The organism is Actinotignum sanguinis, from assembly GCF_030230305.1.
Taxonomy (GTDB): domain Bacteria; phylum Actinomycetota; class Actinomycetes; order Actinomycetales; family Actinomycetaceae; genus Actinotignum; species Actinotignum sanguinis.
Genome location: NZ_JASPCQ010000015.1, coordinates 1 through 15,683 on the forward strand (window position 1 = coordinate 1; position 15,683 = coordinate 15,683).

The window sequence follows — 15,683 nt, forward strand, 5'->3', positions numbered from 1 at the left end:
GAACAACGTATTCGTAACCTGCGCACGGCGGGCTGGGGGTATAAAGCGATTGCCGAGTTTTGCGCCCTGACTCGTGACCAGGTCCGCTCGTACTGCACCAACCGAAATCTCGACGCCGGGTTGGTGATGGCCTGGCAGGTATGCCAGTGGTGTGCCAGCCCCATTCGGGGAGGTGTTCGGGCTCGGTTTTGCTCGCCCGCATGCAGACATAAAGCGTGGCGGCACCGACAGAAAACCGAGCCAGTGCGCGAGCAGACCTGTACGCACTGCGGACGCCGCTTCGCGATCGTGGACAAACCGGGCCAAAAGTACTGCTGCCACGCCTGTTATGTACGTGCTCGCTTCGGCACCCGTGGCGGACGACCATGAACGCTCTCACGGCTCGGGTTGATCAGATGACACAGCCTGAGATGTTCGCCCGAGAACTCGCCTTTATTACTGACGCTCACGTCTTAAGCATGCTGGCAAGTCGGGGTGTGCTCACATCTTCAGAGTATCGGCGTGCCTATCGGCTGTTGTGGGAGGACCGGAACCCGATCTATCAACCACAGATTGTGGGCGAAACGACTGGATAAACACCGCCTTTAGAGCGTGTATAGACCTAACGCGAAAGGAGAAAACGTGGCACACATCAGTGTGGTGACACCAGTTCGGCCGCCGACCCCGAAACTGGTCAACGTAGCAGCATACGCGAGGGTCTCAACCAACGGCACAGAGCAGTTAGCATCCCTATCGGCGCAGGTTTCGTATTATTCGCGCCTGATCCAGTCCACACCCGGATGGGCCTATGCAGGCGTGTTTATCGACGAGGGTATCACCGGCACGTCAACGAAATCCCGGCAAGGCCTGGCCGACTTGATGGACGCAGCCAGGGGCGGGGGTGTCGATATTGTGTTGTGTAAATCAATCTCACGCCTGGCCCGCAACACTGTCGACCTGCTCGCTACGGTCCGTGAGCTCAAAGACCTTGGCGTGGCCGTACGGTTCGAACGCGAACGTATCGACACCCTTAGCGCTGACGGGGAACTGCTGTTAACCTTGCTGGCCTCGTTCGCCCAAGAAGAATCACGCTCGCTATCCCAGAACGTGAAATGGGCAATCCGCAACCGATACAAGAACGGTGGCACGAACTCCTTCGTTGTCTATGGCTACCACTGGGCAAACGGCCAGTTCACCATCATCGACGAAGAAGCCAAGATCGTGCGCTTACTGTTTGCCAATTATCTCGATGGGATCAGCCCGGAAAAGACCGCTGGCATGCTCAACGCTGAAGGTAAACGCTCTCGGGGAGGGGGACGGTTCTACGGATCCGTGTTTCGTCGCATGCTCGAAAACGAGCGGTACAAGGGCTGCCAAATGCTACAGAAAATGTACCGCCCCACAATCCAAGCACCCACACGCTCCTTCAACGACGGGGAGCTGCCGCGATACTGGGTCGAGCAAGCCCTCCCAGCGATCATTGATCAGGCGATGTTTGACACGGTGCAAGCAGAAATCGCGCACAGGCGTGAGGTGGGCCCGGCGGCGACCCCGTCAAAGAACACGGGCGTATTCACCGGGCGGATCTGCTGCGCGGCGTGCGGGAAGAACTATCAACGCAAAACCCGCACCTACAAGTCTGGAACCTCATACAAGTTCTGGCGCTGCTGGAGTGCCTGCACCGGGAACGGCAACCCCTGTAGGGGGCACAACCTGCGCGAAACACTCCTCGAACAAGCCTGCGCAGACATGCTCGGCACCCAGGGTTTCGACCCCGTCCAGGTTGGCGAGCAGATCGTGATGATCGAGGCCTTCGAGCATCAGCTCACCTTCCACCTCGCGGATGGAACCATGACACCAGTGGGGTTAACCAGTGAGGGGAGGCTGGCATGAACCGCACCGTCACCGCGATACCCGCAACAAAGAAGCTTCGATCTGCCGCAGCCTCATCTGGCGCACCGGCACGCAGACGGGTCGCCGCCTACGCTCGCGTCTCTACCGAGATGGAAGAACAAACCTCCTCCTACGAGGCTCAGATCGACTACTACACCACCTACATTCATTCCCGTAATGATTGGCAGTTCGCGGGCATGTACTGCGACGAAGGTATCTCTGGCACCTCTATGAAGCGCCGTGAGGGATTCCAAACCATGATCGATGACGCCCTGGCAGGCAAAATCGATCTGATCCTCACCAAAAGCGTCTCCCGGTTCGCACGCAACACCGTCGACTCGCTCACTACCGTGCGCAAGCTCAAGGATGCAGGCGTCGAGGTTTATTTTGAGAAGGAAAATATTTATACCTTTGACGCCAAAGGCGAATTACTCATCACGATCATGTCGAGCTTGGCGCAAGAAGAATCCCGCTCCATCTCCGAGAACGTCACCTGGGGGCACAGGAAACGTTTTGCCGATGGAAAAATCATGGTGCCCTACAAATCCCTACTCGGATACAAGAAAGGCGAGGGTGGCAGCCTCGTCATCGACGAGACGCAGGCTCCGACCGTGCGGTTGATCTACCAGCTTTTCCTTGACGGGATGGCGATCAGTGAGATTAAAACCGAGCTCGCGCAGCGTAAGATTCTCACCCCGCGTGGGAAAGAAGTGTGGTCAACCTCGACAGTGCGCTCCATCCTGTCCAACGAAAAATACAAGGGCGACGCCCTTCTCCAAAAGACGTTTACCACCGATTTCCTTACTAAGAAGATGAAGGTCAACGAGGGTGAAGTGCCCCAATACTACGTATCAGGTAATCACGAGCCGATTATTGCTCCGCGTATCTGGGATCAGGTGCAATACGAACTCGCCACCCGCCATGCCAACATATCGTCAGCGAAAGTCGGCTTATTCTCCACCCGGCTGAAATGTTCTCAGTGTGGGGCGTGGTATGGGCGTAAAACGTGGGCGTCGAACACGAAATACAAGTACACAGTCTGGCAATGCAACCACAAATACACAGACGAACATCCCTGCAGCAGCGCGACGGTGAAAGACGAGCAGATCAAGGATTCTTTCGTCCAAGCGCTCAACCAACTGATCGCCCGCCACCGGTACGAAAGCCAGCTGCCGCAGGTGCTTGGCGACATGTTCGATACGAGCCGTTTGGAAGAACAAGCCGCAGCGTGCCAGGCAAAACTTGTGGAACTCACCGAGCAGATCGAGACGCTGATTGCGGAAAACCAGCGGTGTGCGCTCGACCAAGACGCCTACCAAAACAAGTACACCAAACTCGATACTACCTACCGTAAGACGCTTGCACGTAAAACAAGCCTGGAAGCAGATATCGTAGCGAACACTGCCAAGCATGCCGCCATCACCACAACCCTGAATGATCTGGCGGGCGAACCGGTGAGCGAGTTTCGTCCCGCGCAGTGGAGCGCACTCATCGATCACGCCATCGTAGGCGAGGATACGATCCGGTTCGTGTTCCGAGTTGGCGAGGTAGTGAGGGTTCAGCTGTAGGAGGTTAGAGGGAAATTTTTAGCCCGTTCGTGCATGAGTGCGCGGACGGGCTTTTCTCATGCCCAGAAATCGTGGCAACAGCGAAGTGATAGTGCTCGGGAAGTATTTCGGCAGGTCACGGCTAACGCGCTATACACTCGCTAACGGAAGGGATTTTCTTGACCCCCTTGGGGCATACCCGCTAACGCAAACGCCTACTTATCATTTTCGACGTCATAGTGGAGCGGGCGACGGGAATCGAACCCGCCTCTGCAGCTTGGGAAGCTGCCATTCTACCGATGAACTACGCCCGCGAAAGCGGTGAAACTTCACGCGAGCGGCCGAACCGTGAACGCGAAAGAATCACTAGGTGATTATCCTAGCGTGCCATCCCCGCCAGCGCAAAGCGCGCCCGCGGCTTAGTGCTTGCGGCGCCTGCAAACCAGTGCGTCCGGCACGCACGGTCCAGCACTCGCGGCGTGGAAGCGCGCCCGAATTGCTCAAATTGCTCCATATACCGCCGCGCGGGTAGCGCCCACCCGCGCGGGCGTGTCAGAATCTAGGCGTGTTACTTTCCGATGTTGATATTTTGCGTTCCGTGAGCGAGGGCCGCATCGCCCTGCACCCCTGGGATCCGGCAATGGTGCAGCCCTCCTCCATCGATATTCACCTCGACCGCTTCTTCCGACTTTTCGATAACCACAAATACCCGGTCATCGACCCGGCCGCGGACCAATCCGACCTCACCCGCCTGGTAGAAGTCCCGGCCGACGGCGAATTCGTGCTCCACCCGGGAGAATTCGTGCTCGGCTCCACTTTTGAGCAGGTCACCTTGGGGAACGACGTCGCAGCCCGCCTGGAAGGAAAATCCTCCCTCGGGCGCCTGGGACTCCTCACCCATTCCACCGCCGGATTCATCGACCCGGGCTTCTCGGGGCATGTAACCCTTGAGCTTTCCAATACGGCAACGATGCCGATCAAGCTCTACCCGGGCATGAAAGTAGGCCAGTTCTGCTTCTTCCAGCTCTCCTCGGCGGCCACCAACCCCTACGGAGCCGGAGCGAGTGGCTCACGCTACCAGGGCCAGCGCGGCCCCACGGCCTCGCGCTCCCATCTCAATTTCCACCGTATTGATGTAACCCACTACCCGGAAGCCGGTAACTAAACTCCGGCCTTAGCAAGCCTCGCGCTCCCAAGGCAAGCACCGGCCGCGCGGTCTCATCGAGAGCGGAAACGCGGGACACTCCCGCATATTTTCGCTACTGTAGTGATGTTCCATGCGTTAACAATGAGCTCCACCGCCTAAAAATCCGGTGCCCGCACCTACCGGGTGCATCGTGCCCGGTTCACCGCGGAGGAGCTTAGCGGCGCATGCTCAGCACGCAGCACCCGCAGCGTGCATCGCAAAGCTCGAAGGGACGGAGGCTGCCGTGGCATATGTGCTCCTGCTATTTGTGGTGGGGGCGCTGTGTGCACCGCTCGTTATGCAGCGCGGCCGATTCGGCTTCGCGATCATTGCCCTGATCCCGGCCGGCACTTTCCTGTGGCTCCTCACTCTCATTCCCCGCATCCTCCGCGGTGATATCTACCAGCATTCGCTCACCTGGGTGCCCCAGCTGGGCATGGATCTCGATATCCGCATGGATGCCCTTGGCCTCCTCCTCGCCCTCATCGCCACCGGGGTGGGCGCGGCCGTGCTTTTCTATTCGGCGCGGTATTTCAAACGCGATGCCTCCTACCTGGGCCGTTTCGGCGCGATTTTCGTGGCTTTTGCTGGCGCGATGCTCGGCCTGGTCACCACGGACAACACCATCGCCCTCTACATTTACTGGGAACTCACCACCGTCTTTTCTTTCCTCCTCATCGGCCACTATTCCGACCGTCAGTCCTCGCGGCGCGCGGCGTTCCAGGCCATCATTGTGACAACGGCGGGCGGGCTGGCCATGCTGGGCGGGATCACCATGCTGGGCGTCATGCCCGGGGGATCCTTCTCGCTGCACGAACTCGTGGTGGCTTCCCACGAAGCAACACTTTCGCCGGGGAATTCCGCGCTGCTAACAAGCGCCGTCGTACTTGTGCTTATCGGGGCTTTTTCCAAATCAGCCCTGGTGCCCTTCCATTTCTGGCTGCCGGCCGCGATGGCCGCGCCTACGCCGGTCTCCGCTTACCTGCACGCCGCGGCGATGGTCAAAGCCGGGGTGTACCTGGTGGCGCGCCTGGCCCCGGGTTTCGCGCATAATCCCGCCTGGCACTGGATGGTGATTATCCTCGCCTCCTACACGGTGCTGCTGGGTGGCTACCGGGCCCTCAAACAAACCGATATCAAGCTGGTCACCGCCTTCGGCACGGTCTCCCAGCTCGGGCTCATTATTCTCTTCGTCGGCTACGGGGATTCGGCAATGCTGCTGGCCGGGCTCATGCTGCTGCTGGCCCACTCCCTCTTCAAATCCGGGCTTTTCCTTTCCGTGGGCATCGTGGACGTGTGTACCGGCACCCGTGACCTGCGTGAACTATCGAACGTGGGCCGCAATATGCCCGCGGTCGCCACCTTCGCCGGGATGGCGGATGCCTCGATGATGGGTTTCCCGCCCTTCGCCGCTTTCGTGGCGAAAGAAGGCGCCCTCGGTGCGCTATGGGGCGGCAGCGCCACCGATATTGCGGTGCTGGTACTCATTGCGGTGGGTTCAGCGCTCACGGTTGCCTACGGCCTGCGTTTCTGGTGGGGCGCTTTCATGCGCAAACCGCGCGTGGAAGATACCGAGGTGCGCGACGTTTCCGCGGTGATGATCTGGCCGGTGGGAATTTTGGCGACGGCGGGCCTGGTGGCCGGGCTCGCAACCGCGCCCATCAGCACCTTCCTGGAGCAGTACCTGGCCCAATACCCCGTACTGGCCCCCTACCAGGGCCACCTGCACCTCTGGTCCGGCTTCAACGGCCCCTTCCTGGTGACCCTCGCCATCCTCACGGCCGGATGTTTCCTCTTCTGGCAGCGCCACCGCATCTCCGCCTTCACCCAGCGCCACGCCATCCGGCTCAGCGCCGAGGAAGCCTACCAGCGCATTGTTTCGGGCACCGAGCGTTTCTCCATGACCGTCACCGCCCGCACCCAATCCGGTTCGCTTCCCACCTACCTCCTCACCATTTTCTGGTTCTTGCTCATGACCGTGGGAATCGCCCTGCTCACCAACCCGGTGGGCACCCTGGTGGTGCCGCGACTCTTCGATAGCTGGGCGCAGGCTGCGGTGGCTATTGTCGGATGCCTTGGGGTGTTGCTCGCCGCGGCCTCCCGCCACCGCCTCAAAGCGGTGATCCTCATGGGAATTGGTGGCTACGCCGTCGCCCTCACCTACGAGATGTACGGGGCACCGGACCTCGCGCTCACCCAGGTACTCTCCGAAACTCTCACCCTCGTGGTCTTCGTGCTGGTGCTGCGGCGCCTGCCTTCCTACTTCTCCTCCCGGCGCACCAAAGGAACCCAGCGTTTCCGCATTGTTTTCGCGGCAATCATGGGGGTGCTTTTCGCGGGGCTGGCGTACCTGGCGGCCGGGGTGCGCACCCACGCGCCTATTTCAGAACTTTTCGCGGATGAAGGTTTCCGTTTCGGGTACGGGCGCAATATCGTCAATGTGACCCTCGTGGATATCCGGGCCTGGGACACCCTGGGGGAGACCTCCGTGCTGGTGGTGTGCGCCGTCGGCATTGCCTCCCTCCTCTTCGTGCGCGACCGCCTCGGTGGCACGGATCGGTTGCGCAATATCCTGGGCGCGAAAAGCGAACGGGCGCAACGCTTGCACCGCCTCGGTGACGACCCGGTGGCATATGTGCGCAACTCGCTGCGCGCCGAAGAAGAAGCGAAACGTTCGGGGCGTAACCGCGCCTGGCTCGCTTCCGCGAACCGCCCCGGGGTGGCCTCCCGCCCGATTATGTTGCAAATCGGCACTCGCCTGGTTTTCCATACCATCCTCATTATTTCGCTCTTCTTCCTTTTCGCCGGGCACAATATGCCGGGCGGAGGTTTCGCCGGCGGGCTGCTGGCCGGCATCGCGCTGACATTGCGCTACCTGGCCGGCGGCCGTTTCGAACTGGGCGCCACCCTCCCCATCCTTCCCGCACACCTACTGGGAACCGGGCTGGGCTTGGCTACCCTCTCCTCGCTCGCCCCCATCATGTTGGGCGGTAACCCGCTACAAACCGCGAAAATCGACATGGTGCTTCCGATCTTTGGGGACGTTCATTTTACGACGGCGCTCATTTTTGACACCGGCGTCTATATCGCGGTTGTTGGCCTGGTGGCCGAAATTCTGCGCTCCCTCGGCGGGGAAATTGACCGGCACGGAGAGATCGAAGAAGGCGTCTGGGATGCTGATATTCGCATCGAACCTTCCCATGACGCCCGCCAGAACCTGCGTGAAGAAATGGAATCCCAGGCGGAGCTCAGCGAACGCGCTTCCCCGAAACAAGAAGCCGAGCGCCTGGCTCTGGCTGCCGAACAACGCGATGCGGCAACGGAAGGAGAGCAAGAATGAGCGTATCTCTCGCCCTCATCCTCATGTGCGGGGTTTTCGTTGCCGTAGGGGTCTATCTTATTTTGGAGCGCTCCCTGTCCCGGGTGATTCTCGGGCTGGGCTGCCTCTCCAACGGCGTCAATATTCTTTTCCTTATCGCGGGTGGCCGCACCGGCAATCCGCCCTTTATCGGTAACGGTTCGCCGGATCTGTGGGCGGACCCGCTGGTCATGGCCATGATGCTCACCGCGATCGTTATTACCCTGGCCACCACCGGTTTCCTGCTGGCCATGGCCTATCGCACCTGGCAGCTGCGCGATGATGACGAAGTACGCGACGACGTCGAGGATCGCGCCGTCGCCGTTCGCCAACAACTGGAAGAAAGCAGCCAGCGATCCGAAGTGGGAACAGACTTGCAGGAAACCTCCGCGGAATTCCGCGACGAAACCGATACCCCGGCCCCGCGCTTCGGGCGTTTGGGCCGCTGGAACCGCAAGCATCCGCAGCGCCGCCGGCACCGCTACGTCGCTAACCCGAATGCCACCCACGGCGTGGACGGCTCGCTCGCGAACGGCGGAAAACCGCGGAATAGTGGACGCGGCGGAAACGCGGGAGGTACGCGGCGATGATTTCCTGGCTACTTCCCGTTCCCATTGTGCTGCCCCTGCTGGCCGCCGGGGTGCTCCTGGCGGTTCCGCGCCGGCGCCGCGTGCAAGCCTGGACTGCGGTAGGGATGCTTTCCATCGTCCTCGTGGTCGCGGTGATTCTGCTCTTCGTTTCCGCGCGCGGCCCCATCACCCTGGACGTGGGGAACTGGGCGGCACCCGTGGGTATTTCCCTGGTGGCCGACAGGCTCTCCACCATCATGCTCACCACCTCGGTCACGGTGACCCTCATCGTGCTGGTGTACTCGGTATTTCAGGGCGTGGCCGACGGGGAACGCGGCGCCCCCACCTCGGTGTACTACCCGGCTTTCATGATTCTTTCCGCCGGGGTATCCGATGCTTTCCTCACCGGCGATCTTTTCAATATGTACGTGGGCTTTGAGATTCTCCTGGCCGCGTCTTTCGTGCTCCTCACCATGGGTGGCACGGCCGAACGCATGCGCTCCGGCTCGGTCTACGTGATCGTCTCGATGGTTTCCTCCCTCATCTTCCTCACCGCGCTCGGCCTCACCTATGCCGCGGTAGGTAGCGTCAATCTGGCCGACCTCGCCGTGAAACTCCCGCAGGTAGATCCGGGAATGCGCATGGTCCTCCAGATCCTGTTCCTCGTGGCCTTCGGCCTCAAAGCCGCGATCTTCCCGCTGGCCGCCTGGCTACCGGACTCTTATCCCACCGCCTCCGGCCCGGTCACGGCCGTTTTTGCGGGCCTGCTCACCAAAGTGGGCGTCTACGCGATTATCCGCACCCAGGTGCTGCTCTTCCCGGGCGGGCGCCTGGACGATATCCTCGCCGGCTTCGCGGTGGCCACCATGCTCATCGGTATCCTCGGCGCGATCGCGCAGGAAAACATTAAGCGCCTGCTCTCCTTCACCCTGGTGAGCCATATCGGCTACCTTATCTGGGGCATCGCTATCTCCACCGAAGCGGGACTCTCCTCCACAATTTTCTACGCCGTGCATCATATCGTGGTGCAGACCGCGCTGTTTTTGGTGGTGGGCCTGATTGGCTGGGTGGCAGGAACGACGTCGCTCGTGCGGCTCGGCTCCATTATGCGCGCGGCACCCATGGTTGCGGTGTTGTATTTCCTCCCCGCGCTTTCCCTGGGCGGTATTCCGCCGCTCTCCGGTTTCCTCGGCAAAGTGGGCTTGCTGGAAGCGAGCGCTGCGCGCGGCACCCCGATTGACTGGGTGCTGATAGCGGCCGGCCTGGTTACCTCACTCCTTACTCTCTACGCCGTGATCCGTGCCTGGAATATGGCTTTCTGGCAGGAAGCCCCGGCGGAGCTGCCCTCCACCACCTACCCGAGCGGCATGGTGATCTCCGCCTCCGGACTCATCGCGGTGATGCTCGGTATTACTTTTGCGGCCGCGCCGCTGCGTTCTTTTACCGACGGCGCAGCTGCCGAGCTGGAAGCCCGCACCCCCTATATCAGCGCGGTGCTTCCCGATTGGGATCGCGGTACCGGGATCTCCCCGGAAGTGGATGAAGAAACCGTGGTACCCCACGAAGATTCCACCCCGGATACCGGCACCTTCACCCACACTCCCGCACCGCAGGAAAGCCCGCGCCTGCTGCGCTCCCCGAGCCCCACGCCCGCGGCGTCGCTGCCGGCTGGTGCGCCGGTGCCGGGCGGTGCGCCGTCGTTCAACACACCTACGCCCACGCCCGCGGCGGTTCCCACGCCCGTTCCCACAGTCTCCGGAGGTGAGCAATGAGTCGCGATAGCGAAGCAATCCGCCTGGTCACCCGGCGCGAAGGTCGTTTCCCGAGCGCCTCCCTGGGGGTGCTGATGTGGCTGACCATCGTGTGGGTGCTGCTCTGGGGGCAGGTCAGCGCCGCCAATATCGTGGCCGGTTTTTCCCTCGCGCTCCTCGTCACCGAACTGGCGCCGTTCCCTACCGCCTCCTTCGACGGGCGTTTCCGAATCTGGGGAGTGATCCGCCTCGTCGCGATTTTCGTACGCGACCTCGTGCATGCCTCCTGGCAGCAAGCCTGGTTTATCCTGCGGCGCGCTACTCCGCGCGGCGCGGTGATCCGCGTGCGGCTGCGCTCCCACTCGGATGCCTACCTGGCGATTACCGCCGGGATGTCCACGCTGGTGCCCGGCTCGCTCGTTATCGATACCGATGCTGCTTCGGGCACCTTGTACGTGCATGTATTCGATGTGGGCATGGCCGGGGGAGTGAGCGCCGCGCACCAATCGGTGCTCGATTTGGAGGAACGGGTGCTGCGTGCTTTTGCCTCGCGCAGTGAGCTGGTGCAGGCCGGCTTCGTGCCAGGTTCCAGTCCCAAGGCCGGGCGCCTGCCCGTTCCCTTCGCTCCCGATAGCTCCGGAGGTGAACGGTGATTATCGTGATGGTTATCTGCGGGGTGCTTCTGGCTATCTCCGCGCTGCTGGTGACGGTTCGTATTGTCAAAGGCCCCACGGTCCTCGACCGGGTGGGAGCGCTCGATGTGATCACCTCGATTATGGTGGGGGCGCTCTGCCTCCTCGCGGCAGTGACTCGACGAGCCGATTTGCTCGCGGTTTTCGTCGTCGTCGCCATTGTCGGTTTTCTCGGATCCGTGGCCGTGGCGCGTTTTATTCGGCCCGTGGACCAAAACGACCCGAAAGAAATGCGGCGCCTCGCGAAGGCGAACGAACGCGAAACAACCGACGAAGAAGAAGACGAAAGCCCCGCTCACGATCCGGATCGCGAGCCGCCCACCGCTCGCACCCAATCGGATACCGCGAACCTTCCGCGGGCGGATGCCGCGGGCACCCAGGAAGGAGCCCGGCCGTGAACCCTTGGGATATTATCGGTGCCGTGCTTATGCTGGCCAGCGCCACCCTCACCTTCGTGGCCGCCATCGGGATGTTCCGCTACCCGGACCTCATGACGCGCCTGCACGTGGCCACAAAACCGCAGGTCCTCTCCCTCATTATGGGCTGCCTGGGCGCGGCCTGCCTGGTGCGTGACCCGTCGATGACGTGGACGCTGCTCCTCGTTATCGGCTGCCAGCTCATTACCTCGCCCATTTCTGCGCATATGCTTTCGCGGGCCGGCTACCGCACCGGGCGTATCGATTCGGATGCCATGGTCGTGGACGAATTGCGCGAGGACCTGCGCTTCGGGCGTGGGCTGAGTCATAATAGTTCTGGACAGGAAAAGAATTCTGCGCGGGGGAGCACCTCCACGCATTAAATATCGGAGGCGGCGCCGGGTTTCCAGGCGGGGCGGCGCCGCGCGAAGAAAGGGACGCTGTGGATATCGGTTGGAAAGTTGTGAGTGCGGGCGTTGGGGTGCTCTCGGGGATCGTCGCCAATAAAATCGTGGACGTGGTGTGGAAGGGCATTTCCGGGCGGGAGATCCCCGATTCGGAGGATCCGAATGCGCCGCTCGTAGACGCGGTTATTTTTGCGGTTGTCTCGGCGGGGGTGGCCGCGGCCGTTTCCCAGCTCACCCAGCGCCAGGCCGCCAAATGGTACGGCAAGGGCGAAGTGATCGATTCGCAGGTGCGCGCTCGGGCCTAAGAGTTGCCCCGGGCCGCGAGCGTGAAAATACGTGAAAATCTGGGACCTCCGTACTAGACTGGACGGCACGACAGGGGAGCGCAGCAGCGCTGAGAGTGCGGCCGGCACGCGGCACGCAGACCCTCGAACCTGCTCCGGTTAGTACCGGCGAAGGGAGTCGAGATCTCTCCTCCGCATTCGCGGAGACCCTCCTTATATCCTGAGGAGGATGCATGGTCCAGAAAAATAGGCACGGCGCCCGCTCACTTGCGGCCGCCGCGATGGTTGCGGCACTGGCCCTGGCCGGCTGCTCAAAGAACGACGACGCCGCCTCTCCGGCAGCGAGCGATCATCCCACCACCGTTCGGGTGGTCAGCCACGAATCATTCAACCTACCCGATGAGCTCATTGCCCGCTTCGAAAAAGAATCCGGGTACACCATCGTGAAATCGGCACCCGGGGATACCGGCCAGGTTGTAAACCAATTGGTGCTGGCGGATGGCAAACCCGGCGCGGATATGGTGTTCGGGGTGGATACCTACACCGCCTACCAGGCGCTGGATGGCAATACCATTGCTGATTATTCTTCCCCGAAGCTCCCCGCGGGGGTGACCGCCCTGGAAGGGAAACTCAATCCCATTGATCAGGGCGAAGTCTGTGTTAATTATGATCGCGAGTGGTTTACCCAGAAAAATATGACTCCGCCCCTGAGCTTCGCGGATCTTTCCCGCCCCGAATACGCGGCGCTGCTCGCGGTAGAAAATCCGGCGCTTTCCTCGCCCGGCCTGGCTTTCCTGGCTGCTACCGCGCACGTTGCCGGGGGAACTGAGGGTCTCTCCCAGCTGTGGGGCCAGCTGCTCGGGGCCGGAACCCGCATTTCTGGCTCGTGGACAGATGCCTACTACACCGATTTTTCCGGTTCGGAAGGTAGGGGAAACTACCCGCTGGTGGTTTCCTATTCTTCCTCCCCGGCTGCTGAAAACGGGCGCACCGGCGTGATCGAATCGACCTGCGTACGCCAGGTGGAATACGCCGGGGTGCTGCGCGGGGCAGAGAACCCGGAAGGTGCCCAGGCTTTTATTGATTTCCTGCTTTCTGAGGATGTGCAGAAAGCTATCCCGGAGTCGATGTACGTGTACCCGGTGGCCGATGTGGAACTGCCCGCGAGCTGGCAGCAGCACGCCCCGCGTGTCAAGGACCCTATCGTGCTGGACGCTAAAGAAGTGGGTGCCCAGCGCGCCGAATGGATCCGCGCTTGGCGTGACACCGCGGGAATGTGAGTAACACATTTCGTATCCCGCGCCCGCGCGGAGCTTCCCTAGTGGTTGCTCTCGCGCTCGCGGTCCCGCTATTTTTCCTCGCGGTGTTCTTCCTGTGGCCGGTGGTGGCGATGCTCGCGCGCGGGCTCGTCACCCCGGCCGGGGTGGATACCGCGGGTTTTGCCGCCGAGCTCACCCGCCCGCGCACCTGGAAAGTCGCTGGGCAAACCCTGTGGATGGCGGCGGCCAGCACCGCCTGCTCGGTCGTGCTGGGGCTTCCCCTCGCCTATGTGCTTTACCGCCTGCGCCTGCCCGGGGTGCGGGTGGTGCGGGCCTTCGTGGTGGTGCCTTTCGTGCTCCCCACCGTCGTGGTGGGCACCGCGTTCCGGGCGCTGCTGCGCGCCGACGGCCCCTACGGTTTCCTCGGCTGGGATTCCAGCCCGTGGGCGGTGGTCGCGGCCATGGTGTTCTTCAATACCGCGGTGATTTCCCGGACGGTAGGGCCCCTGTGGGCGGCGCTGCCCCCGCACGCGGAGGCCGCTCGCACCCTCGGCGCCTCCCCGTGGCGGGCTTTCCGTACCGTCACCCTTCTGGAACTGGCCCCGGCTATTACCTCCGGCGCGGCTATTGTTTTTTTATTTTGTTCGACGTCGTTCGGAATCGTCCAAACCTTAGGTGCGCCCGGCTACGGGACCCTCGAAACTGAAATCTGGGTGCAAACCACCACCTTCCTTGATTTACGGGCCGCGGCGGTGCTTTCGCTGCTGCAAGTCGTGATCGTCGGGATTGCCACCGCGGTGGCGGCCCGGGCCACCCGGCGCACCTCAGCGGCGCTGCGCCTGCGCCCGGCTGCCCGCAGGAAAGTGGGCCCGAGTGATATTCCGGCGCTGCTCATCAGCTCGGCTACCGTTATTTTCCTTATCGGAGCTCCGCTCCTCACCCTGGTGGCGCGTTCCTTCCAGCGTTCGGGCACCTGGACGCTGGAGAACTACCGAAACCTCATCGGTTCTTCCGGATTCTCGGGGGTCTCGGCTTCCGATGCACTTCGGAATTCCTTGACAACGGGACTGAGCGCTGCCGCACTTGCCCTGCTCCTCGGGGCGCTGCTCGCTTTCGCGTTGGCCTCCCCGTGGGCCCCGCCGCGGCCGGTGAGCGCGGCCGCGGAAGGGATCGCCCTGCTGCCGCTGGGGGTTTCCGCGGTGACGGTCGGTTTCGGATTATTCCTCACCATCCGGATGCTTGTACCTTCCGCGCAGGTGCTCGTGCCGGTAGCCCAAGCTGTGGTGGCCCTTCCCCTCGTGGCCCGGGTGATCCTCCCGGTGGTGCGGGCCATTGACCCGCGTCTGCGCGAGGCTGCCGCCACCCTGGGGGCCGGGCCGGGGCGGGTTTGGAGAAGTATCGACCTGCCCTTGGCCGCCCGCGCGCTCGCGGTGGCCGCCGGTTTCGGGTTGGCTATTTCGCTGGGGGAATACGGCGCTACGTCCTTCCTGGCCACCAGTGATTCCACCACGCTTCCGGTGCTGATCGGCCAGCTTTTGGGGAGGCCCGGGGCAGAAAATTACGGGACCGCGATGGCCGGGGCGGTGGTGCTCGGTACGGTCACCGGGGGGCTGATGGCGCTGAGTGAAATGGCGGCGCCTGCCGGGGCTGCGTCGTCGTTATTAACGCAGCAGAAAGGAAAGCTTCGTGTTAGAACTTCGTGACGTATCGGTGCGCTACCCGGACGGTTTCGAGGCGGTGCGCGGTGTGAATCTTAGCGTGGAGTCGGGCACGACCGTGGCGCTGCTGGGGGCCTCCGGTTCGGGGAAATCCTCGCTGCTGCGCGGGATCGCCGGGCTGGAGGCAGTGGGCGGGCAGGTGCTGATCGACGGCGCTGATATGACGGCGGTTCCCACCCATCGGCGCGGGGTGGGCATGGTTTTTCAGGACGGGCAGCTTTTCCCGAATCGTAGCGTGGGTGGAAATATTGCCTACGGGATTGAGAAAGGCCGTTCGCGCGCCGAGGTAGAGGCGGAGGTGGAGCGCTGGCTGGAGCTGGTGGAACTGAGCGGTTATGCCAAGCGGGCGGTCACGACTCTTTCGGGTGGGCAAGCCCAGCGGGTGGCTCTGGCGCGTTCCCTGGCGGCGCGCCCGCGGGTGCTGCTCCTGGACGAACCGCTTTCTGCCCTCGATACCCGCCTGCGGGAGGACCTGGCGGTATTCCTGCGCCGGGTGCTGCAAAAGGCCGGCACGACGGCGGTCTACGTGACCCACAATGATGCCGAAGCGGCGACCGTTGCTGACCGGGTGGTGCGCATGGATAGCGGGCGGCTGGTTGATATGTCGGGGTAGGTGGTGCTGGT

At 62.3% G+C, this 15,683-nt stretch carries 14 protein-coding genes, 1 tRNA gene and 1 riboswitch; of the genes, 13 read left to right on the forward strand and 2 right to left on the reverse strand.

Annotated features, from left to right (window positions below; translation table 11 throughout):
• The coding region (locus tag QP828_RS07455) for a hypothetical protein (RefSeq protein ID WP_284891456.1) at positions 1-321 on the reverse strand (321 nt) is incomplete at its 3' end.
• 300 nt (positions 322-621) lie between these two features.
• Between QP828_RS07455 and QP828_RS07460 the strand changes: the two genes are divergently transcribed.
• Both QP828_RS07460 and QP828_RS07465 read left to right on the forward strand, forming a co-directional pair.
• Complete coding sequence (locus QP828_RS07460; protein WP_270772238.1) at positions 622-1,872, forward strand: recombinase family protein; 1,251 nt, start codon at positions 622-624, stop codon at positions 1,870-1,872.
• Positions 1,869-3,440: a recombinase family protein gene (locus QP828_RS07465; protein ID WP_204880315.1), complete on the forward strand. Its 1,572-nt coding sequence runs from the start codon at positions 1,869-1,871 to the stop codon at positions 3,438-3,440. Before QP828_RS07460 ends, QP828_RS07465 begins: the two co-directional genes overlap by 4 nt.
• Positions 3,441-3,659: 219 nt before the next feature.
• On the opposite strand, the gene QP828_RS07470 is transcribed toward QP828_RS07465, so the two are convergent.
• Positions 3,660-3,733 (reverse strand) — tRNA-Gly (locus QP828_RS07470).
• A 251-nt stretch (positions 3,734-3,984) separates the two neighbouring features.
• Here QP828_RS07470 and dcd point away from each other — a divergent pair.
• The 11 genes from dcd to QP828_RS07525 all read left to right on the forward strand — a co-directional run bounded on the left by dcd (position 3,985) and on the right by QP828_RS07525 (position 15,672).
• Positions 3,985-4,584 carry a dCTP deaminase gene (gene dcd / locus QP828_RS07475; protein WP_126135814.1) on the forward strand — a complete coding sequence of 200 codons (600 nt, stop codon included), beginning with the start codon at positions 3,985-3,987 and terminating at the stop codon, positions 4,582-4,584.
• Positions 4,585-4,849: 265 nt separating this feature from the next.
• Positions 4,850-7,945 (forward strand): Na+/H+ antiporter subunit A, encoded by a 3,096-nt coding sequence (locus tag QP828_RS07480; RefSeq protein WP_284891460.1) that lies wholly within the window; start codon positions 4,850-4,852, stop codon positions 7,943-7,945.
• Positions 7,942-8,553 (forward strand): Na(+)/H(+) antiporter subunit C, encoded by a 612-nt coding sequence (locus QP828_RS07485; protein WP_126135813.1) that lies wholly within the window; start codon positions 7,942-7,944, stop codon positions 8,551-8,553. Before QP828_RS07480 ends, QP828_RS07485 begins: the two co-directional genes overlap by 4 nt.
• Complete coding sequence (locus tag QP828_RS07490) at positions 8,550-10,304, forward strand: Na+/H+ antiporter subunit D (protein ID WP_274734283.1); 1,755 nt, start codon at positions 8,550-8,552, stop codon at positions 10,302-10,304. Before QP828_RS07485 ends, QP828_RS07490 begins: the two co-directional genes overlap by 4 nt.
• Complete coding sequence (locus QP828_RS07495; RefSeq protein WP_126135811.1) at positions 10,301-10,936, forward strand: Na+/H+ antiporter subunit E; 636 nt, start codon at positions 10,301-10,303, stop codon at positions 10,934-10,936. Before QP828_RS07490 ends, QP828_RS07495 begins: the two co-directional genes overlap by 4 nt.
• Positions 10,933-11,373, forward strand: coding sequence for an MrpF/PhaF family protein (locus QP828_RS07500; RefSeq protein ID WP_274734286.1), 441 nt, complete (start codon positions 10,933-10,935; stop codon positions 11,371-11,373). Before QP828_RS07495 ends, QP828_RS07500 begins: the two co-directional genes overlap by 4 nt.
• Positions 11,370-11,774 (forward strand): monovalent cation/H(+) antiporter subunit G, encoded by a 405-nt coding sequence (gene mnhG / locus QP828_RS07505; RefSeq protein ID WP_274734288.1) that lies wholly within the window; start codon positions 11,370-11,372, stop codon positions 11,772-11,774. The genes QP828_RS07500 and mnhG overlap by 4 nt, the downstream gene beginning before the upstream one ends.
• Positions 11,775-11,833: 59 nt before the next feature.
• A complete protein-coding gene (locus tag QP828_RS07510; RefSeq protein WP_274734290.1) occupies positions 11,834-12,103 on the forward strand; it encodes a DUF4235 domain-containing protein in 270 nt (89 codons plus the stop codon).
• A gap of 62 nt (positions 12,104-12,165) precedes the next feature.
• A riboswitch (TPP riboswitch) is annotated at positions 12,166-12,276 on the forward strand.
• Between the two features lie 39 nt (positions 12,277-12,315).
• Entirely contained in the window at positions 12,316-13,362 is a 1,047-nt protein-coding gene (locus QP828_RS07515; RefSeq protein ID WP_284891464.1) for a thiamine ABC transporter substrate-binding protein, read from the forward strand.
• Entirely contained in the window at positions 13,359-15,044 is a 1,686-nt protein-coding gene (locus QP828_RS07520) for an ABC transporter permease (protein ID WP_284891465.1), read from the forward strand. The genes QP828_RS07515 and QP828_RS07520 overlap by 4 nt, the downstream gene beginning before the upstream one ends.
• Positions 15,028-15,672 carry an ABC transporter ATP-binding protein gene (locus QP828_RS07525; RefSeq protein WP_284891467.1) on the forward strand — a complete coding sequence of 215 codons (645 nt, stop codon included), beginning with the start codon at positions 15,028-15,030 and terminating at the stop codon, positions 15,670-15,672. The genes QP828_RS07520 and QP828_RS07525 overlap by 17 nt, the downstream gene beginning before the upstream one ends.
• The last annotated feature ends 11 nt before the right edge of the window (positions 15,673-15,683 follow it).